Here is a 20,828-nt window from a genome sequence, read left to right as displayed (position 1 = left end):
ATCGATGTCCGTTCCTTCCCAACTCGATCGCCGCGTTGCTGTCGCGGCACTTCTTAGGGATCGCAAGAACACGCTGGTCGTCTCGGGCCTGGGTTCGCCGACCTACGACCTGCACGCGACCGGCGACCGCGACGACAATTTTTATCTCTGGGGCGCTATGGGCGGCGCTGCACTGATCGGCCTTGGGCTCGCGCAAGCGCAGCCGGGCAAGCGTGTACTCGCTCTGACCGGCGACGGTGAACAGTTGATGGGCCTCGGCGGCATCGCCACCATCGGCGTCGCGCGCCCGCGCAATCTCGACATCGTCGTGATCGACAACCAGCATTTTGGCGAGACAGGGATGCAGGCGAGCCATACCGGCCGCGGCGTCGATCTCACCGCCATCGCCACGGCTTGCGGCTTCGCCGCAACCGCGACGGTGCGGACGCTGGAGGAGGTGCAGCGCCTCGCGACGCAGATCGCCGAGCCGGCCGACGGCCCGCGGCTTTTTGTCATCAAGGTTTTGGCCGAAAATCCGCCTCGGTCGCTGCCCTCGCGCGATGCCGTCTTTATCAAGAACCGGTTCCGTGCTCATCTCGGCTTTGCGGCGGCCTAGCCCTCGGTCCTTATCCGGCGTAGGCCTGCGCCCTAAGCAGCTATCCTGGAGTGAGACCCATGAAACTATCCGGCAAGGTCGCCGCCATCACCGGCGCGGCGCGCGGCATCGGAAAGGCCTGTGCGAAGAGATTCCTCGATGACGGCGTGAAGGTCGTCATCTCGGATGTCGATGCCGAGGGCCTCGCCGCGACGGCCGCCGAGCTCGGTCGGCTGGATGCCCTGCGCACCGTCGTCGGCAATGTCGCCAAACGCGCCGACGTCGACCAGCTCGTCGCGACCGCCGTGAAAGAATTCGGCCGGCTCGACATCATGGTCAACAATGCCGGCGTCGCCCGCAACCGCGACATCCTGGAGATTTCCGAGGAAGAATTCGACGAAATCATCGGCGTCAATTTGAAGGGTGCGTTCTTCGGCGTGCAGGCCGCGGCCAAGCAGATGATCGCGCAAGGGAGCGGCGGCGGGGTCATCATCAACATGTCCTCGGTGAACGCGCTGCTGGCGATCCCGGCGCTTGCGACCTATGCGATGTCCAAGGGCGGCATGAAGCAGCTCACCTCCGTGGCCGCCGTCGCGCTGGCTCCGCACAACATCCGCGTCGTCGCGGTGGGGCCGGGGACGATTTTGACCGACATGGTGGCGTCGTCGATCTACACTTCGGAAGATGCGCGGAAGACCGTGATGTCACGTACCCCGGCCGGCCGTGGTGGCGAGCCGAGCGAGGTCGCGTCCGTCGTGGCGTTCCTTGCGAGTGACGATGCGTCCTATATCACGGGGCAGACCATTTATCCCGACGGTGGGCGGTTGATCCTGAATTACACCGTGCCGGTGAAGGATAAGTAGGGCGGAGTCGCCGCACACTCGCTGTCATCGCCCGGCTTGACCGGCCGATCCAGTACTCCGAGACAGCAGTGATGGAGCCGATGGGCCGCGGCGTACTGGATGCCCCGCTCCAGTGCGCAATTGCGCACAAGGCGGAGCATGACAGCGGTTGCTGCGCGGGCAATTTGCCCATTATCACTCCGCCGCCACAGTCATCCCGTAGCCAAGCCGCTTCGAGATCCCGCCCGCACAATCCCGCAGCGCATGCGCGATCGGGCTGTCCCAGCGCGCGTCGAACGTGCCTTCCGGCCCCATCGCGGTGATGACAAGCGCGACATGGCCGGCATGGTCGAACACCGGCGCGGAGAACGCATTGACGCCGGGCAGGGGATCGCCGAGTGCGCGGGCGAGGCCGTGCTTGCGGACCTCGGCCAGCATCTCGGCGACCTTCGCGCCTTTCACCGCGCGCTTGGGATTGTAGCCGACGCCGTGACGATCGAGGCCGCTTTCGAGCGCGGCATTGATGGTCTTCTCCGGCAGGAAGGCCGCGAAGGCGCGCCCCGTCGCGGTCTCCAGCAGCGCCATCACCGATCCCGCGCGCATCACGATGTGGACGGGCTGGCCGGGCTCCTCCAGCTGCACCACGGTCGGGCCGTGCGTGCCCCAGACCGCGAGCGAGACAGCGTGGCCGATCTGGCTTGCGAGGCTTGCGATCTTCGGACGTGCGATGCGCACGCCGGAGAGGCGGCGCAGGCTGATCAGGCCGAGCTCCAGCGCCAGCGCGCCGATCTCGTAGCGGCCGGTGGTCTCGTCCTGCTCGATCAGGCCGATGCGGGAGAAGCTGGCGAGATAGGGGTGCGCCTTGGCCGGCGTCATGCCGGCCTCGCGGGCGAGATCGCGCAGCATCATCGGCTCGCCGCTCCTGGCGAGCGCGCGGAGCAGTTCTCCGCCGACCTCGATCGACTGGATGCCGCGGCTTTCTCTCTTCATGCGCCTCCGATGCGCCTGGTTTACGCCGCGTTGCGCTTGGCTGCGCTGTCGGCGAGATGACGGCCGGCAATGTAGCCGAAGGTCAGCGCCGGCCCAAGCGTGATGCCGGCACCGGGATAATTGCCGCCCATGATGCTCGCCATGTCGTTGCCGGCGGCGTAGAGCCCGGGAATCACCCGGCCCTCGGCGTCAAGCGCCCGCGCGTTCTCGTCGGTGACGATGCCGGCATAGGTGCCGAGATCGCCGATCACCATCTTGATGGCGTAGAACGGGCCGTTCTCGATCGGCGCGATGCAGGGATTGGGGCTGTGCATCGCGTCGCCCTGGTAGCGGTTATAGGCTTTCGAACCCTTACCGAAGGCGGCGTCGTGCCCCTGCGGCGCGGTCGCGTTGAACTGCCTGACCGTCTCGGTGAAGGCCTTGGCGTCGATGCCGGCCTTGGCTGCCAGCGCGTCGAGCGTGTCGCCGTGCATGAGATAGCCGGTATTAAGGTGATGACCGAGCGGCATCGGGAACGGCGGCACGCAGCCGAGGCCGTATTTGCGCAGCGTGTGGTGATCGCAGACGAGATAGGCGGCGATCTCCTCGCCGGGCTTTGCGGCCTTGATCATGGCCTGGACGAAGTCGTGATAGGAATTGCCTTCATTGGCAAAGCGCTTGCCGTCGCGCATCACCGCGATCACGCCGGGTTTGGCGCGGTCGATGAAGTGCGGCATCACGCCCTTCGAGCCATCCTTGCGCGTAGTCAGCGACACCGGCACCCAGGCCGCCGCGTTCGGCAGCCGATCCTCGACATGCCCGCCGGCACTTTCGGCAAGGCGCAGGCCATCGCCGGTGTTGCCGGTGGGGCCGGGCGAAAAATGCTCATGGCCGGTCGGCGCATGCGGAAACATCTTCTTGCGCCGCTCGACGTCGTGCGGGAAGCCGCCGCAGGCGAGCACGACGCCCTGCCGCGCGCGGACGCGCACGTTGCGGCCCTCGCGCGCGACGATCGCGCCTGTCACCGCGCCGTTCTCGACCGTCAGCTCGCGCACCGGCGAGGACAGCCACATCGGAATCTTGAGGTCCTGCGCGGATTTTGCGAGGCGCCCGGCGAGCGCATTGCCGTTGGTCAGCGTTATGCCGCGTCCATAGCGCAGCACATCCATCAGGTGGCGCGACAGACGCTTGGCGACGTAGACCGCCGAGGTCAGCGACTTCGTCACGCGCATGAAGTGGATGATCTCCTTGCCGCTTCCCAGCATCATGCCGAACACGGTGAGCTCGGGCAGGGGCATGCCAAGCGTCTTGATCTGGTCGCCGAGCTCGCGGCCATCGAACGGGCGCGTCACCATGGAGCGGCCGCCCTGCGTGCCGCCGGGCGCCTCCGCGTGATAGTCGGGGAACACCAGCGGCATGTCGAAGCGCAGCGCGGTCTTGGTGGTGAAGAAATCAACCGCCTCGGGGCCGGCGCTGAGAAACGCATCGACCCGTGCGGCGTCAAAATTGTTGCCGGCCTCGTGCCGCAGATATGTACGGGCCTGCTCCGGCGTCTCCTCGATGCCGTAGGCCTTTGCCAAGGACGTGCCGGGAATCCATAGCCAACCGCCGGAGCGGGCGGTGGTGCCGCCGAAGCGGGGCTCCTTCTCGACGATCAGCACGTCGAGGCCGCGATAGCGCGCGGTAATCGCGGCCGACATGCCGGAGCAGCCCGATCCGGCCACGAGCACATCGCACTCGTAGGTTTCGCTTGCGTTGCGCTCGTTGCCGGTCATTTGGGCCTCACTTCTTCAGCAGCGGACATTTGGATTCGGAGACCGGACGGAAGGCGTCCTCGCCCTTCACGGTCTTGACGATCTCCAGATAGTCCCACGGCTCTTTGGACTGCTCGGGTGTCTTCACCTTGGCCAGATACATGTCGCGGATGACGCGGCCGTCCTCCCGCAGCTTGCCGCCATGGACGAAGACGTCCTCGATCGGCAGCTCGCGCATCTTGGCCATCACCTTGGCCGGATCGTCGGTGCCGGCGGCCTTGATGCCCTTCAGATAATGCAGCACCGAGCCGTAGACGCCGGTCTGGATCATGGTCGGCATCACCTTGGTGCGCTCGTAGAACTTCTTCGACCAGGCCCGCGTCGCCTCGTCCATGTTCCAGTAGGAGGCCGTGGTCATGTAGGTGCCCTGCGCGGCCTTCAGGCCGATCGCGTGCACGTCGGTGTCGAACATCAACAGGCCCACGAGCTTCTGGCCGCCCTGCACCAGCCCGAACTCGCCGGATTGCTTGATGGCGTTGTCGGTGTCCTGGCCGGCATTGGCGAAGGCGACCACGTCGGACTTCGAGCTCTGCGCCTGCAGCGCGAAGGAGGAGAAGTCCGCGGTGTTGGTCGGATGCTTGACGCCGCCGAGCACCTTGCCGCCCATCTCGTTGATGAAGCGCGTGGCGTCCTTCTCGAGCTGCTGGCCGAAGGCGTAATCCGCGGTGATGAAGTACCAGGACTTGCCGCCTTCCTTGATCACGGCGGAGGCTGTCACCTTCGACAGCGCATAGGTGTCATAGGTGAAGTGCACGGTGTTCGGGCTGCACAGCTCGTCGGTCAGCGAGCTCGCGCCGGGCCCGGAAAGCAGAGCGATTTTGTTGCGCTCGCGCACCATGTTGTGCACGGCGATCGCGATGCCGGAATTGGGGATGTCGACGACCGCGTCGACCTTGCCGTTGTCGAACCAGCCGCGCACGATCTGCACGCCGATATCGGTCTTCATCTGGTGATCGGCGCTGATGATCTCGATCGGCTTGCCGAGCACGGTCGGCCCGAACTCCTCCACCGCCATCTTCGCGGCCTCGACCGAGCCGGGTCCAGAGTTGTCGCGGCCCCAGCTCGACAGATCGGTCAGCACGCCGATCCGCACCGCATCGTCGGAGACTTGCGCGCGCGCAACATTGGTCATGGCAGCCCACGTCATGGCCGCGAGCATGGCGCAGGCCAGAAGCCCTCTCATCGTCGTTCCCTCTCTTTTATGAGCCGCCTGGCGCGGCCGGTTATTCTGGAGGCAAATTAGATAATGGCGAATTAGTTTGTCAATGGCGAATAATCCGGTGGGAGTGGGTTCCTATCCGGCGCAGCGGCGAGCGGAGCGCAACTGCTTCGGCATCGTCATTGCGAGCGAAGCGAAGCAATCCAGAATCTTGCGGCGGAGACAGTCTGGATTGCTTCGTCGCAAGCGCTCCTCGCAATGACGGGTGTGGAAGCAGCGGCGCGCAAATCTCGCGTTGTTATCCTGTGAGCGTCATCACCGCCGCAGGTTGCAACCCTCCACGCGTTTGGCCATGATGCGCTCTGGAATCTGTGGGGCGGATGGCAATGACGGCAGCAGCAGGGGTCTCCGGTTCGGCGGAGAGATCGACGACGGCGCATGTGGTGTGGGCGAGTGCGCTTGGCACTGCGATCGAGTGGTACGACTTCCTGATCTACGGAACGGCCGCGGCGCTGGTGCTGAACAAGCTGTTCTTCCCGAGCTTCGATCCCTTCGTCGGCACGCTTGCGGCATTCTCGACCTATGCGGTCGGCTTCGTGGCGCGGCCGATCGGTGGCGCGATCATCGGGCATTATGGCGACCGGCTCGGCCGCAAGAAGATGCTGGTCGCGACCATGATCGCGATGGGGCTCGGCACTTTCCTGATCGGCTGCCTGCCGACCTACAGCCAGATCGGCGTCTGGGCGCCGATCCTGCTCATCCTGCTGCGCTTCGTCCAGGGCATTGGACTGGGCGGCGAATGGAGCGGCGCGGTGGTCATGGTGATCGAGCATGCCGGCAATCGCCGCGGCTTCTACGGCAGCCTGGTGCAGATCGGCTTTCCCGTCGGCGTTGCCGCTTCGACCGGCATCTTTGCCCTGATGACACAGCTCCCCGAGGCCGACTTCCTGAGCTGGGGCTGGCGCGTGCCGTTCTGGATCAGCATTCTGCTGGTCGGCGTCGGCTTCATCGTGCGGCTGAAGCTTGCGGAGACGCCGCACTTCAAGGAGGTGGTCGAGCGCAAGGAGGTGCTGGCGCAACCGGTGTGGGAAGTGCTTCGCCGCGACTGGCGCAGCTTCCTGCTCGCGATCGGCATCACGGTGTCGGAGGTCGGCCTTGCTTATCTCCTCACCGTCTTCACGGTCGTCTATGCCACCACGAAACTCGGCCTGCCGCGGCAGGTGATCCTGAATGCCGTGGTTTATGCCGCGATCGTCGAGTTCGCGACGCTGCCGCTCGCGGGCTGGCTCTCCGACATCTTTGGCCGCAAGGCGTTGTATCTTGCCGGCGGCGTGTTCTCGGTGGCGCTGGCGTTTCCGCTGTTCTGGTTCCTCGACACCAAGGAGCCGGCGCTGATTACGTTCGCGCTCGTCGTCACGATGACGCTGACGCATGCGCTGCTGTTCGGGCCGAAGGCCGCCTTCATGCCGGAGCTGTTCCGCACCCAGGTGCGCTACAGCGGTGCCTCGCTCGGCGCCAACGTCGCGGCCGCGATCAGCGGCGGCTTCTCGCCGCTGATCGCGACGGCGCTGCTGGCCTGGGCCGGCTCATATTGGCCGGTGTCGGTCTACATCATCGCGCTGTCGATCATCACCATCATCTCGACGCTGATGGCGCCGGAGACGGCGCGCGACGCGCTGAAATCCTGAGGTCGCTTAGCGGCAGGCGGCCACGTGCTGCATCACCAGAAAGGTGATGCTGGCGGGCGGCAGGCCAATCCGGCCTACGGGTGCAGCTCGCGGCGCGAGGCGGGGCAGATTGTCGCCGTCAGTCAGGGCGAGCGTCGCGCCGTTCAATTGCACGCTCGCGCTCTGGAGGCGGCGCGCCCGAAGCGTGTAGTGGTCGGCGCGCGCCCCCAGCGTCACGGCGTGCGATCCATGTTGCGACGTGTTGATGAGGAGCACGGACGCCGCGCCTTTCGCCGTGGGATGGCAATGCGCATAGGCGTGAACGGCCCGCGTTGAGACCATGCCCGCGTCCAGCACGGTCGTTCCCATCAGGCGATGCCAGAGCAGCGCGGCCCAATAGTTCGGGCGTGGCCGGAACGTCTTCTCATCGAGCAGGCCGTAGTCGCTCGCCGCAAGCGTGTTGTGCATCACCACCTGCACGCCGGCCTTGGCCAGGCGGCCGAGCTGGTCGATATAGCGAAAGCTGTCGAGAAAGGTTGCGTCCCAGCGATTACCGCCGCAGGCGGCATCCGCGGTCTCCGTCAGCCAGATCGGCTTGCCCGGCTCGAATTCGTCGCGCAGTCCGCGGTAGACGGCGAGCGTCGCGTCGGTCCGCGAAAACCAGTCCCCGGACAGCGCCTGGGCCGGATCGTCGTGCACGCCGCAGCGAGGCGAGAGTGTATTGTAGTGGTGATAGGAAACGCGATCGAGGCCCGGCCCTGATGCGGCGAGCAGATCGCGCGTGGTGATGCCGGTGGCCGAGGATGTGGCGGGGTCGCCGACCGAGCCAGGCCCTGCGATCAACGTCTCGGGAGACGCGCGCTTGATCCATGCGTGAAAGATCTTGAAGTCTCGGCCATAGGCATTTGCGTCATATCCCGCCGGCGCGCCATTGTTCGCCGCAAGCGTCGGCTCGTTCATGAATTCGGCGGCGGCGATGCGGCTCCCCAGCGATCGCGTAAGATCGACGAGGCGCTGTGCCTGGTCCGGCGTCCAGACGCCGTCGGCGTCGCGGCTGCCGGGACCGATGGCGAAAGACGTCATGATCTCCGCATCGGCGAGGTGTGCGAAGTCAACGACGCCGCGCCATTGCGTGCGGCTGAGCATGGTGTTGAAGCCGGCAGGCGGAGCGGCCGGCGCATTGTCGGTGTCGGCGAAGAAGGTCGCATTCGCCCAGGTGCCGCTCACGCGCAAATAGGCCGGCCCGAGCGCCGCGGCCAGCTTGCGCAGCCGCGTGTTGGCGAGATCGATCGGCGGGCGATAGGCGTAGCGATCGCGGCCAACCCCTCCTTGCGCATAGGGCTTCCAGAACCGTCCGCCGGTTACCTCCACCATCTCGATGTTGTATGACTGGAAGCGGGCATCGATCGTGCCGATCGCCTTCAGCGTTGCAGGCGCAATCATCAGGTCGGCCTGGGCCGCGCTTGTCATTGCGGCGAGGAAGCCTAGCGGCAACATTCGCCGCCAAAGCGGCTCGACACTCGACTTGATTCGAGACGCTGTCACCTGGCCCGCGACGCGGACGAGATGGACTTCCCGCCCGGCCGGCCCTTGCGCACGGAGCTCCAGAAATTCTCGGCCGCCCGCGTCATGCGGGCCCGCGTGCGGAACAGCGAGACGCTGATCGGGATGTCCCATTCGGCGCCGCCGGCGCGCAACAGGCGGCCGCTGTCGAGATCGGCGCGGACGAGGCTCATCGGCGCCCATGTCACGCCGCGCCCTTCGCGGGCCATGTCGACCAGCAGCATCACCGGCGCGGCGAAGCCCGGGACGAGCCAGGCCGCCGGATCCTTCGTTGCCAGGAACGAGGTGACCAGCCGGCCCACGCCAGAACCCGGGTGGTAGGCGAGGTAAGGCAGCGGCGCACCGGATGCGCCGGGCAGGGCATAGCGGGCCTGCGCCTTCTTGCTGCCGCGCCCGTTACGGCCTGGCTTGGTGGCTCCAGACTTGGTGGCTGCAGACTTGGTGGCTGCAGACTTGGCCGCCGGCGCGCTGATCGGGATCAGAATGTCGGTGGTGAGATCGATGCGCTGGAAACGGTCCACGTCGAGCCGGCTCACCAGCGACGGATGGTAATGCGCCAGCATGAAATGCGCCTGCGCATCCAGCAGCAGTTTCTCGCAGCCTGCGAAATTCGAGGCGACGAGCTGCACGGCCGAGCCGGCCCGCGCGCTGTCGGAGTTGCGGATCCATTCCGGAAAGAAAGCCTGCGACAGCGAATGCGTGGCGGCGAAGGTGATGGTCTCGGCCTTCAGCCGCGCCACCTCGAGCGCTTCCTCGCGTCCGACCAGCACGCGGCGGAGCACGTCTTCGGCGACGGGACGAAAGCTCTCGCCGGCCGCCGTGAGCGTGATCGTATGGGTCGAACGTTCGAACAGCGGCGTGCCCAGCCACTCCTCGAGCGACCTGATGCGGCGGCTCAGCGCCGGCTGGGTCACGTGCCGGCGCTCGGCGGCGCGGGAGAACCCGCCCTCCTCGGCGATGGCAAGGAAGTCCTCCAGCCAGATCAGGTCCATAATAACGTTTTGTCCTCAAATCATACCGATACGGCATTAGCGCCTGACACGCCGCTGGTCCAATGTAAACGGCATCGCAAGACAAGAACAAAGCGCCACGCTCGTATGGCGCGACGATGCCGTTGGAGGAAACCAAATTGCAGATCGCCGCAACGCCGCTGTCCGAGCCCCTGTCGAGGCCGGTTTCCGAAGGCCGCCGCAAGCCGCTCTGGCGGGAGCAGTATGTCCTGGTGGTGGCCGGCGCTGCACTCGGGGCGCTGTTCGGGTTCCTGGCTCCAACGATTGCCGTCGAATTCAAGCCGCTGGGCGATGCCTTCATCTCGCTGATCAAGATGACGATCGCGCCGCTGATCTTCCTGGTCGTGGTGACAGGCATCGCGCAGGTCGGCGACATGAAGGCGGTGGGCCGCATCGGCCTCAAGGCCTTCGTCTATTTCGAAGCCGTCACGACCTTGTGCCTGCTCATCAGCTTCGTCGTGGTGCGCTGGGTGCAGCCCGGCGCAGGTGTCGCGCATGCCACCGCGCAGCAGGCCGAGACCGTTGCGCGCTATCAGCAGGCCCATGTCGGGTCGCTGTCCGCCTACATTCAGCACATGATCCCGGAAAGCTTCGTCGGCGCGTTCGCAGCCGGCGACGTGCTCCAGGTGCTCGTGCTCGCGCTGTTGTGCGGCGTCGGCCTGTTGCTGCTCGGCGAGAAAGCCGCACCGTTGCGGACGGGCCTCGAGCGGGTGACCGAACTCGTCTTCAGCGTCGTCCATGTCGTGGTCGCGCTGGCCCCGATCGGGGCGTTCGGCGCCATGGCTTTCACGGTGGCGAAATTCGGCGCCGCCACGCTCTATGCGCTGGCGCTGCTGGTCGGCACCGCCTGGGCGATGATGGCATTCTTCATCTTCGTCATTCTCGGCACCATCTGCCGCCTGGCCGGCATTCGCCTGATGGACCTGCTGCGCCTGCTCCGCACCGAGCTGCTGGTCGTGCTCGGCACCTCCTCGTCGGAAACCGCGATCCCGGGCATGATGGAGAAGCTGCCGAAGGCGGGTGTCGGCCGCGCGGTCGCCGGCCTCGTCATTCCCTCCGGCTATTCCTTCAATCTCGACGGCGTCGCGCTGACGCTGCCGCTCTCGACCATCTTCGTCGCCCAGGTCTACGGCATCGAGCTCAGCGCTGCGCAGCAGCTCAGCCTGTTCGTGGTGATGCTGTTCACCAGCAAGGGCGCGGCCGGCGTCACCGGCGGCGCGTTCGCGGCGCTCGCAGCGACCGTGGTCGCAGCCGGCCTGCCGGCGGAAGGCCTCGCGCTCCTGCTCGGCATCGACCGCTTCATGTCGCTGGCGCGCGCCATCACCAACACCATCGGCAATGCCGTCGCCTCCATCGTGGTCGCGAAATGGGATGGAGAATTCAACCGCGAGGACTGGGTTCAGTCCGCCGCGCAAGTCCAAGCAGTGAAGTAAGGATCCAAGGTCTTCGATATGGCTACTGACAGTAACGAACTGCCCGTCATCGCGCTGACGACGGGCGACTGCACCGGCATCGGTCCCGAACAGGTCGCGCGAATCCTCTCCGACGACCGGCTCGCGGATGCGGCGCGCCTCGTCGTGATCGGCGATGCCCGCGTGCTCGAGATGGGCATGGAACATGCCGGCGTGAAGCTGAAGGTCGAGCGGATTGCCTCACCCAAGGCCGCCAATTGGGGCCGCGGCACGGTGCAGCTCGTCGATCTGGGCAATACCGATCCCGCGAAAATCCCGCTCGGCAAGGCCAGCGCCGAATCCGGCCGGCTGACCGGCGAGACGCTGTCGCGCGCGATCGACTTCTCCAAGGACGGCGAGGTGGATGCCATCACCTTCGCGCCGCTCAACAAGCGGGCGATGTTCGACGGCGGCTGGAAATTTCCAGACGAGCACAAGATGTTCGCGAGCCTGCTCGGCCACAAGACCTATTTCTCCGAGATGAACGTGCTCGATGGTCAGTGGATGTCGCGCGTCACCGGGCACCAGTCGCTGCGCGAGGCGCTCGACGGCATCCATCCGGCGAGCATCACCGATGCGATCGAGCTGGTCGACCGGATGATGAAGAAGGCCGGCGTTGCCAAGCCGCGCATCGCGGTTGCAGCGCTCAATCCGCATGCCGGCGAGAACGGCCTGTTCGGCCGCGACGAGATCGAGATGATCCGCCCGACCGTCGAAGCCGCCGCCAAGACGGGCATCGCCTGCACCGGGCCTTATCCCGCCGACACCGTCTATATCCGCGCCTTCGCGGGCGAGTTCGACAGCGTGGTCGCGATGTATCACGACCAGGGCCAGATCGCGACCAAGTTGCGCGGCTTCAACCGTGGCGTCACGGTCACCGCTGGCCTTGAGACCGTCTTCACCACGCCGTCGCACGGCACGGCGTTCGACATCGTCGGCAAGGGCGTGGCGAACACCGGTGCGCTCGAAAGCGCGGTCCGGCTTGCCGCGAAACTCGTGTCGATCAAGGTCAAGGAGGCCGCCTATGCGCACTGATCGCAGGACACTGCTCCAGGCGGTGGCCGCGCTGCCGCTCGCCACCGTCGGCACCAACGCCGCTTTCGCGCAAGCCCCGGCCGCGGCGCCCGCCGCCGCGCCGAAGGAGGTTACGCGCGCGCTGGCGCATTATCTCGTCACCGCGCAGTACGACGACCTGCCGGCCAACGTCCGGAAAGAGGGCGTTCGCACGCTGCTGAACTGGGTCGGCGTCGCCATCGGCGGATCGCATCACGAGACGGTCGACATCGCCGTGTCCGCGCTCGGTCCGTTCTCCGGGCCGCAGCAGGCCTCACTGTTCGGGCGGCGCGAGCGATTCGACATCATGAATGCCGCCTTCATCAACGGCGTGTCGAGCCACATCTTCGACTACGACGACACCCACCTGAAGACGATCATCCATCCCGCGGGGCCGGTGGCGTCGGCCATTCTCGCGGTGTCGGAGATGCAGCCGGTGTCCGGCAAGGACTTCCTGAATGCGCTGGTGCTCGGCGTCGAAACCGAGTGCCGGATCGGCAACTCGGTCTACCCGAACCATTACGATGTCGGCTGGCACATCACCGGCACGGCCGGCGTGTTCGGCTCGGCCGCCGCGGTCGGCAAGCTCTTGAAGCTGAACGAGCAGCAGATGATTTGGGCGCTCGGCCTTGCCGCCTCCCAGCCGGTGGGCTTGCGCGAATCCTTCGGCTCGATGAACAAGAGTTTCAATCCGGGCCGTGCCGCCTCGAGCGGCATCTTCGCCGCGATCCTGGCGTCGAAGAACTTCACCTCGTCCGACGCGATGATCGAGGCCAAGCGCGGCTGGGCCAACACCATCAGCACCAAGCAGGACTACAACGAGATCGTGGGCGATCTCGGCAAGCGCTATGAGGCGGCGCTGAACACCTACAAGCCGTTTGCCTGCGGCATCGTCCTGCATCCGGCGATCGACGCTGCGATCCAGCTCCGCAACGAGAACAAGCTGACTGCCGACCAGATCGAGCGCGTCGACCTCAAGGTCCATCCGCTGGTGCTGGAGCTGACCGGAAAGAAAACGCCGAAGCAGGGCCTCGAAGGCAAGTTCAGCATCTACCATGCGGTCGCAGTCGCGATCGTCGAGGGCGGTGGCGGTGAGAAGCAATTCAGCGACCGCGCCGTGACCGACCCGACCATCGTCGCACTGCGGGCCAAGGTCAATCCGGTGATCACGCCGGGCATCAAGCCGGAGCAGGTCGATCTCACCATCGTGCTCAAGGACGGCCGCAAGCTCAACCGCTACATCGAGCATGCGATCGGCAGCGTCGAGGTGCCGATGACCGACAAGCAGCTGGAGGCCAAGTTCTCGGACCTCGCAGACAGCATCATTCCCGCCGCGACCATCCGCCGGGTGATGGATGCCTGCTGGGGGGTCGAGAACCTGCCGAATGCGGCGGAGATCGCAAAAATGTCGGTCGCGGTCTGATCGCGAGGGAGAGAAGCGTGCCGTCACGCCGCCGTTTCCTGCAATCTGCCGGTTCGGTCGCCGCTTTGGCTGCCACCGGCGGCCGCGCGGCCTTTGCGGCCGGCCCCGGCGTGACGGAGCGGCTTGCCCGCTACATGGTTGCCGCGAGGGATCAGGAACTGCCTGAGAAGGTGCTGCTCGAATGCAAGCACCGCATTCTCGATACGCTCGGCGCGATGATCTCGGGCTCGCGGATGAAGCCGGGAGAGATGGCGCTGAAATACGTCCGCACGCTCGGCGGCGATGCCCAGGCGTCCGTGGTCGGGTCCGACTTCCGCACCACGGCCGTCAACGCGGCAATGGCGAACGCAATGTGCGCGCATGCCGACGAGACCGACGATTTCGAGCCGGTGACCAAGGCCCATCCGGGCTGCTCGGTGGTGCCGGCCGCGCTGGTGTTCGGCGAGCGGGAGCATCGCAGCGGACAGGACGTCATTCGCGCCGTCGCGCTCGGCTATGACCTGACCTGCCGCCTGCTGATGGCACTGGGGCCCGATCTCGTGCGCGGCTCGCATCGCAGCGCCGAGGGGACGTCGTCGACCTTCGGCGCGCTCGGCGCCGCGGCGTCGCTGGCCCGGCTCGACGAGAAGGGGATGCGCTACGCGATCTCCTATTCGTCACAGCAGGTCTCCGGCCTCTGGAGCTGGGTCAGGGATCACGACCACATCGAGAAGGCCTTCGACTTCGCCGGCATGGGCGCCCGCAACGGCGTGATGGCCGTGGACATGGTCAAGAACGGCCTGACCGGCGTCGACGACGTGCTCGACGGCACACATAATCTCTTCATCGCGCTCTCGACCGACCCGAAGCCCGAGGAGATGGTGAAGGACCTCGGCAGCCGCTTCTATGTCACGGAGACGGCGATCAAGACCTATTCGGTCGGCTATCCGATCCAGTCGCCGCTGGATGCGACGCTGACGCTGCGCAAGCAGCACAGCCTCACGCCAGATGACGTCCGTAGCATCCTGGTGAAGCTGCCGACCGATGCGATGGGAATTGTAGGCGAGAGTGCGATGCCGGACGTCAATTGCCAGCACCTCGTCGCGGTCGCGCTGCTCAAGGGCGCGGTGTCCTTCAACGACAGCCATGACGTCGCATTGATGCACGACCCGAAGATCCTGGAGCAGCGCGCAAAGGTGACACTGGTGGGCGATAAGGCGCTCATGGATCCGGCGGCACCGCGCGGCGCTGTCGTCGAAGTGACAATGACCGATGGCAAGAAGGTGGAGCACTTCACCAAATATCCGCCGGGCACCAAGGAGAATCCGCTGAGCACGGACGCGGTGGCCGCGAAGACCCGCGACCTGATCGTTCCGGTGCTGGGCGCCGAGAAGTCGGACAAGCTGATCGCGCAGATCCGCAATCTCGAAAAGGTTGATGACATCGGCAAGCTTATGCCGTTGATGACAGCGTGATGAGTCCACCAACAACAAGACAAGCATCAAGGAAGTGCCCATGCGCGGGGTTATGCGACGCACCTTTCTGGCCGCCTGTGCGGCCGTCCTGTTTTCCGGAGCTGCTCTAGCGCAGGATTATCCCTCCCGGCCGGTCAAGATCATCGTCCCGTTCCCGGCCGGTGGCTCCAACGACATCATCGCCCGTATCGTCGCGCAGAAGCTGACCGAGCGGAACGGACAGACCTTCCTGGTGGAGAACCGCGGCGGCGCGGGCGGCAATATCGGCGCCGAGACGGTCGCGAGCGCCGAGGCGGACGGTTACACCCTGCTTTTGACTGCACCGCCTCCGCTGACGATCAACGGCTCGCTCTACAAGAAGCTGCCGTTCGACCCGGCCAAGGCCTTTGCGCCGGTGGCGCTGATTGCCTCGGTTCCGATCGTGCTGGTCGTCAATCCGCAGGTGCCGGCGAAGAACGTCGCCGAGCTGATTGCGCTCGCCAAAGCCAAGCCGGGCACGCTGAATTTCGGCTCGTCCGGCATCGGATCGACCAATCATCTCGCAGGCGAGCTGCTCAAGAGCATGGCCGGCATCGATATCGTCCATGTGCCCTATCGTGGCGCGGCACCGGCGATGAACGATCTGCTCGCGGGCCAGATCCCCTTCATGTTCGACAACATGCCGGCGGTGCTCCCGCAGGTGCAGGGCAAGGCGATCAATGCAATCGCGGTTGCGGGCACCAAGCGCGCGGAAGCGCTGCCGGACGTGCCTGTTGTCGCCGACACCGTTCCCGGCTTCGATGCCTCGTCCTGGTTCGGACTGGTGGCGCCGGCCAAAACGCCTGCGCCCGCGCTTGCCAAGCTGAGCGGCGAACTCGAGACCATCTTGAAGATGCCTGACGTCAAGAAGCGGCTTGCTGAGCTCGGGGCCGAACCCGGCACGGTTTTCGGCGACGCATTCGGGCAGTTCATGACGGATGAGACCGCCAAGTGGGGCAAGCTCGTCAAGGCCTCCGGCGCCACGGTGGATTAAGGTAGCGTCATGGATCTGAATCTGGGCGGCAAGGTTGCCGTCGTCACAGGCGGCAGTATCGGCATCGGCCGTGCCATTGCCGCCGAGCTTGCGCGCGAGCAGGCGCATGTCGTCATCGTCGCGCGCGATGCCGAGCGCCTTGCGGCGGCTGCCACGGAGATGTCACGGGATACCGGCCGGCGTGTGATCGCCTGCGCCGGCGACATGACCAAGCCGGACGACATCGCCCGTGCGATGGACACTGCACGCGAGGCCTTCGGCCGGGTCGACATCCTCGTCAACAATGCCGGGGCGTCGCCGATGGGCCGGATCGCCGAGACGCCGGATGCGACCTGGGCCAAGTCGATCGAGCTGAAGCTGCTCGGCTACATGCGCTGCGCGCGTAATGTCCTGCCTGAAATGCGCGACCGCCGCTGGGGACGCGTCATCAACATCATCGGCCGCAGCGGGCACCAGCCGCGCGCGGCCTATATGGCGGGCGGCGCAGTCAACGCGGCGCTCCTGAATTTCACGCTGGCGCTCGCCGAGGAATGCGCGCCCGACAACGTGCTGGTCACCGGCGTCAATCCCGGTCCGGTGCAGACCGACCGCTGGGACAGCCTGATCTCGCAAGGCGCGGCGATCTCCGGTCAGGATCAGGGCGCGACCAATGCGGCGGCGATCGCCTCGGTGCCGCTCGGGCGCGTCGGGCAGCCGGACGAGGTGTCCGGCATCGTCGCGTTCCTCTGTTCAGACCGCGCATCCTTCATTACTGGTACCTGCATCAATGTCGATGGCGGTGGAACGAGGTGTATCTGATGGCTAGCGAACTGCGGAAGATCGGTGTCGGCGAGGGTTGCGAGCTTGCGGTTCGCATCGACGATTATCTGCTGCCATGGGACACCAAGCCGCCGGTCGTTATGCTGCATGGTCTCGCCGAAAGCGGCGAAGCGTTCCGGCGCTGGGTTCCGTACTTTGCCACGCATCACCTCGTGGTGCGCCCCGACCTGCGTGGCTATGGCGATTCGACGCCGATGCAGGGCGACTATGTCTATCGCTTCGCCGGCCTCGGCGACGACATCGTCCGGATGCTGGATGCGCTGAAGCTCGATCGGGTCTTCCTGGTCGGCGGCAAGATCGGCGGCACGCTGGCGATGCATCTCACCGCAAAGCATCCGGACCGCGTGATCGCGGTGGCCGCGGTGGGCGCACCGGCCTCGCTGACCTCGTTCAACGAGCGCGCGCCGACCTGGCGCAAGCAGATCCGCGAGCAGGGCGTGGAAGCCTGGGTGCGCGAGACCACGGCCGGCCGGCTCGGCTCGTCGCTGCCGCCGGCGGCTCTGGACTGGTGGATCAAGCTGATGTCGAAGACCAAGGCTTCGACGCTGGAGGCGTTCCTGCAGATGGTCCCGACGGTCGATGTCACCGGTGAGCTCCCGTCGATCAAGCGCCCGGCGCTGGTGATCACCACGACCGGCTCGGGGCTCGGCGACGTCGCGTCCGTGAAGGCGTGGCAGGAGACGATCCCGGGCTCGAAGCTCGAAGTGCTGCCGGGCGATTCCTACCATGTCGCCGCCACCGACCCGGATGTCTGCGCACGAAAGGTTCGGGAGTTCTTCGATCGACTTAAAGCGTGAGCAACTGGTCCGAATAGGCCCGCCAAGAGGCCCGGACGATCAATGAGAACGAAAGGGAGGAACGATGAGCTTGAGGCGAATACTTGCCGGCTGCGTCAGCGCGACTGCGCTGCTTCATGCTGGTGCCGCCATGGCGGCAAATGTCGAGATCTCCGCAAATGACATCGGCGGCCAGGTGATGGGCGATAAAGGCGCCGAGGCCGGCGTCTGGGTGATTGCCGAGACGAAAGACCTGCCGACCAAATACGCCAAGGTGGTCGTCACCGACGATCAGGGGCGGTTCGTCATTCCCGATCTTCCCGCCGCCAACTACAAGGTCTGGGTTCGCGGCTACGGCCTGCAGGACACGGCGCAGCAGGAGGCCCGGCCGGGCAAGGTGCTGGACTTCAAGGCCGCTGCGGCTTCGGCCAAGCAAGACGCGCAGAATTATCCCGGCATGTACTGGTATTCGATGCTCGATATCCCCAAGCCGGAGGAATTTCCCGGCACCGGCGACAAGGGCAACAAGATGCCGGAGACCATGAAGTCGCAGGCCCAGTGGGTCGATACGGTCAAGAACATGTGCCAGTCCTGCCACGCGCTCGGCACGCGCGGTATCCGCGAGATTCCGAAGGTGTTTACCGACGGCTATGATTCTCACACGGCATGGGCGGTTCGTACCCAAGCCGGCCAGGCCCAGGAATACATGGCGACGGTGCTCGCCAGCATGGGCCCGGAAAAGGTCTATGACCTCTTCTCGAAATGGACCGACCGCATCGCGGCCGGCGAATTGCCGTTCGCCAAGCCCGAGCGGCCCAAGGGCATCGAGCGCAACGTCGTGTTCACGATGTGGGACTGGGCGGCGCCGACGCGCTATCAGCATGACGCTATCTCGACCGACAAGCGCAACCCGAGGGTCAATGCCAACGGCCTGATCTACGGATCGTCGGAGGAGAGCTCCGATCTCGTGCCGACGCTCGATCCGGTGAAGAACGTCGCGGGCACCATCAAGCATCCTTATCTCGATCCCAATACGCCATCATCGACCGATGCGCCGCGCGGCCCGTCGGCCTATTGGGGAGACGAGCCGATCTGGGACGGCCACACCAGCATCCATAATGTGATGATGGACGAGCAGGGCAAGGTCTGGTTCACGGCCCGGCTGCGCCCGCCGGCCAATCCTGATTACTGCAAGCAGGGTTCGGATCTGGCTTCGGCGAAGGTCGCGCCGCAGGCGACCTCGCTACGCCAATTGTCGCGCTTTGATCCGGCGACCGGCAAATGGGACCTGATCAACACCTGCTTCACGACTCATCACCTCTATTTCGACGACGATGCCAACCAGACGCTGTGGACCAGCTCCGGCGGCCCGGGCCTCGGCGGCGGGCTGGTCGGTTGGCTCAACACCAAGCAGTATCGCGAGACCCTTGATGACGTGAAATCGCAGGGCTGGACGCCGCTGATCATCGACACCAATGGCAATGGCAAGCGCGATGCTTATGTCGAGCACAAGGATCCCGTCGATCCAGCCAAGGACAAGCGCATCGCCGCGTCGTTCTACGGCATCATGCCGAGCCCGGTCGATGATGCGGTCTGGGGCCAGGCGATGGACCGCGGCTTCTCCCGCATCGACCAGCCCGGCTACATCGTCCGCGTGATGCCCGGGCCCGATCCCGCCAACACTGCATTGTCCGAAGTGTACCAGCCGCCGGAGGGCACGTTCGGGCCGCGCGGTCTCGACATCGGCCTCGACGGCGTGGTGTGGACGGTCTTGTCCAGCGGCCATCTCGCCAGCTTCGATCGCAAGCTCTGCAAGGGGCCGCTGAACGGGCCGACCACGGCAGACGGCAAGCAATGCCCCGAGGGATGGAAGACCTGGCGCATGCCCGGGCCGCAGTTCAGGGGGCTCGATAGCAGCGGCAGCGCCAATCACGCCTATTATGTCTGGGTCGACCGCTACAACGCGTTCGGCCTCGGCGCGAACGTGCCGATCGCGAGCGCCAATGGCAGCGAGTCGCTGCTGGCGCTGGTCAATGGCGAACTGGTGAATCTGCGTAACCCGTATCCCCTCGGCTTCTTCACCAAGAATGTCGACGGCCGGATCGACGATCCCGATACCGGCTGGAAAGGACGCGGCCTGTGGAGCACGACGGGAACACGGGCGAGCTTCCACGGGGAGGGCGGCAAGGAATCCTCGCCTAAAGTCTACAAGGTGCAGATGCGGCCCGATCCATTGGCCCATTGAGTGTTTCGCCCTAAGAATAGCCAACCAGAAAACGAGTGCCCAGGGAACAAGACGATGACCAGAACCTCTCGACGTGATGTGCTCACCGCCGCAGCCGCGATGACCGCGGCGGGCATTGCCGACGTTGCGCCGGCCGCGGCGCAGGCCACGCCCAAGCCGATGTTCGCGGTGCCGATGGTGACGATCCCGATCGTCGGCGAGACCCAGGTGTTCCAGGTCCGCCGCATCTACTGCATCGGCCGCAACTACGCGGCGCACGCGATCGAGCGCGGCTCGGATCCGAACCGCGAACCGCCGTTCTTCTTCCAGAAGCCGACTGACGCGATTCAGAACGTCGCGGTGGGCGAGGTCGCAGATCATCCCTATCCGTCGCTGACCAAGAACTACCATCACGAGGTCGAACTGGTCGCCGCGCTGAAATCCGGCGGCACCAACATCCCGGCCGACAAGGCGCTCGACCACGTCTATGGCTACGCGCTCGGCCTCGACATGACCCGGCGCGATCTCCAGAACGGCATGGCCTCGGAGAAGAAGCCGTGGGAGATCGGCAAGAGCTTCGACCGCGCGGCGGTGATCGGCCCGATTCATCCCGCGAGCAAGACCGGCCACTTCGAAAAGGGCGCCATTTCGCTCGCGATCAATGGCACCGTGAAGCAGAGCTCGGATCTCAGCAAGATGATCTGGAGCGTTGCCGAGCAGATCGCGAAGCTCTCGGAAGCCTTCGAGCTCAAGGCCGGCGACATCATCTATTCCGGCACGCCGGAGAATGTCGGCCCGGTGGTGAAGGGCGATGTGCTGCTGTGCAAGCTCGAAGGCTTGCCGGATATGTCGATCAAGATCGTCTGATTGTCTTTGCCTCTCCCCGCTTGCGGCAGGGGAATCGCATATGGAATTGCGGCCTCTATTGCGTTGTTTTGCAAGATGGATTCTGAGAACGACTCCCACGAGACGGAGGGAGTCGTATGGGCAAGCTCAGGAAGGCGTTTCGGCGATTGTC

The 20,828-nt window shown here is 65.5% G+C and carries 17 protein-coding genes; 12 read left to right on the top strand and 5 right to left on the bottom strand.

Annotation, left to right across the window (positions count from 1 at the left end; genetic code table 11):
• Window positions 1–4: 4 nt before the first annotated feature.
• On the top strand, window positions 5–595 hold the full coding sequence (locus RAD16_RS16035; RefSeq protein ID WP_458158856.1) for a thiamine pyrophosphate-dependent enzyme: 591 nt from the start codon (window positions 5–7) through the stop codon (window positions 593–595).
• A 59-nt stretch (window positions 596–654) separates the two neighbouring features.
• Window positions 655–1,437, top strand: a complete 783-nt coding sequence (locus RAD16_RS16030) for an SDR family NAD(P)-dependent oxidoreductase (protein ID WP_458158855.1) — start codon at window positions 655–657, stop codon at window positions 1,435–1,437.
• 174 nt (window positions 1,438–1,611) lie between these two features.
• Here the strand turns inward: RAD16_RS16030 and RAD16_RS16025 are convergent, their stop codons facing one another.
• Genes RAD16_RS16025 through RAD16_RS16015 form a run of 3 tightly spaced genes read right to left on the bottom strand, consistent with a single transcriptional unit; the run spans window position 1,612 to window position 5,382 of the window.
• Window positions 1,612–2,406: an IclR family transcriptional regulator gene (locus RAD16_RS16025; RefSeq protein WP_458158854.1), complete on the bottom strand. Its 795-nt coding sequence runs from the start codon at window positions 2,404–2,406 to the stop codon at window positions 1,612–1,614.
• A 20-nt stretch (window positions 2,407–2,426) separates the two neighbouring features.
• Complete coding sequence (locus tag RAD16_RS16020; protein ID WP_458158853.1) at window positions 2,427–4,160, bottom strand: FAD-dependent oxidoreductase; 1,734 nt, start codon at window positions 4,158–4,160, stop codon at window positions 2,427–2,429.
• A 7-nt stretch (window positions 4,161–4,167) separates the two neighbouring features.
• The gene (locus tag RAD16_RS16015) at window positions 4,168–5,382 is read right to left on the bottom strand and encodes an ABC transporter substrate-binding protein (RefSeq protein ID WP_458158852.1); all 1,215 of its coding nucleotides are present in this window, start codon (window positions 5,380–5,382) and stop codon (window positions 4,168–4,170) included.
• Between the two features lie 362 nt (window positions 5,383–5,744).
• Between RAD16_RS16015 and RAD16_RS16010 the strand changes: the two genes are divergently transcribed.
• Window positions 5,745–7,046, top strand: a complete 1,302-nt coding sequence (locus RAD16_RS16010) for an MFS transporter (RefSeq protein WP_458158851.1) — start codon at window positions 5,745–5,747, stop codon at window positions 7,044–7,046.
• A gap of 6 nt (window positions 7,047–7,052) precedes the next feature.
• Here RAD16_RS16010 and RAD16_RS16005 read toward each other — a convergent pair whose 3' ends face one another.
• Together RAD16_RS16005 and RAD16_RS16000 are read right to left on the bottom strand one after the other, a co-directional pair.
• On the bottom strand, window positions 7,053–8,495 hold the full coding sequence (locus tag RAD16_RS16005) for a hypothetical protein (protein WP_458158850.1): 1,443 nt from the start codon (window positions 8,493–8,495) through the stop codon (window positions 7,053–7,055).
• Between the two features lie 71 nt (window positions 8,496–8,566).
• The gene (locus tag RAD16_RS16000; RefSeq protein WP_458158849.1) at window positions 8,567–9,580 is read right to left on the bottom strand and encodes a LysR family transcriptional regulator; all 1,014 of its coding nucleotides are present in this window, start codon (window positions 9,578–9,580) and stop codon (window positions 8,567–8,569) included.
• Between the two features lie 137 nt (window positions 9,581–9,717).
• On the opposite strand from RAD16_RS16000, the gene RAD16_RS15995 reads away from it, so the two are divergent.
• From RAD16_RS15995 to RAD16_RS15955, 9 genes are all read left to right on the top strand, one after another.
• Complete coding sequence (locus RAD16_RS15995; RefSeq protein ID WP_458158848.1) at window positions 9,718–11,031, top strand: cation:dicarboxylate symporter family transporter; 1,314 nt, start codon at window positions 9,718–9,720, stop codon at window positions 11,029–11,031.
• An 18-nt stretch (window positions 11,032–11,049) separates the two neighbouring features.
• A complete protein-coding gene (locus RAD16_RS15990) occupies window positions 11,050–12,084 on the top strand; it encodes a PdxA family dehydrogenase (protein WP_458158847.1) in 1,035 nt (344 codons plus the stop codon).
• Entirely contained in the window at window positions 12,074–13,525 is a 1,452-nt protein-coding gene (locus RAD16_RS15985; RefSeq protein ID WP_458158846.1) for an MmgE/PrpD family protein, read from the top strand. Before RAD16_RS15990 ends, RAD16_RS15985 begins: the two co-directional genes overlap by 11 nt.
• Before the next feature lie 17 nt (window positions 13,526–13,542).
• The gene (locus RAD16_RS15980) at window positions 13,543–14,979 is read left to right on the top strand and encodes an MmgE/PrpD family protein (RefSeq protein ID WP_458158845.1); all 1,437 of its coding nucleotides are present in this window, start codon (window positions 13,543–13,545) and stop codon (window positions 14,977–14,979) included.
• A gap of 40 nt (window positions 14,980–15,019) precedes the next feature.
• The gene (locus tag RAD16_RS15975) at window positions 15,020–15,991 is read left to right on the top strand and encodes a Bug family tripartite tricarboxylate transporter substrate binding protein (RefSeq protein ID WP_458158844.1); all 972 of its coding nucleotides are present in this window, start codon (window positions 15,020–15,022) and stop codon (window positions 15,989–15,991) included.
• Window positions 15,992–16,000: 9 nt separating this feature from the next.
• Entirely contained in the window at window positions 16,001–16,789 is a 789-nt protein-coding gene (locus tag RAD16_RS15970) for an SDR family oxidoreductase (RefSeq protein ID WP_458158843.1), read from the top strand.
• Window positions 16,789–17,607 (top strand): alpha/beta fold hydrolase, encoded by an 819-nt coding sequence (locus tag RAD16_RS15965; RefSeq protein ID WP_458158842.1) that lies wholly within the window; start codon window positions 16,789–16,791, stop codon window positions 17,605–17,607. The genes RAD16_RS15970 and RAD16_RS15965 overlap by 1 nt, the downstream gene beginning before the upstream one ends.
• A gap of 64 nt (window positions 17,608–17,671) precedes the next feature.
• Window positions 17,672–19,831 carry a carboxypeptidase-like regulatory domain-containing protein gene (locus tag RAD16_RS15960; RefSeq protein ID WP_458158841.1) on the top strand — a complete coding sequence of 720 codons (2,160 nt, stop codon included), beginning with the start codon at window positions 17,672–17,674 and terminating at the stop codon, window positions 19,829–19,831.
• 54 nt (window positions 19,832–19,885) lie between these two features.
• Window positions 19,886–20,677: a fumarylacetoacetate hydrolase family protein gene (locus RAD16_RS15955; RefSeq protein ID WP_458158840.1), complete on the top strand. Its 792-nt coding sequence runs from the start codon at window positions 19,886–19,888 to the stop codon at window positions 20,675–20,677.
• Window positions 20,678–20,828 lie beyond the last annotated feature (151 nt).

The organism is Bradyrhizobium sp. 18BD (assembly GCF_054185225.1).
The sequence above is the reverse complement of the archived record's forward strand: the minus strand, read 5'-3'. Positions and strand labels throughout refer to the sequence as shown.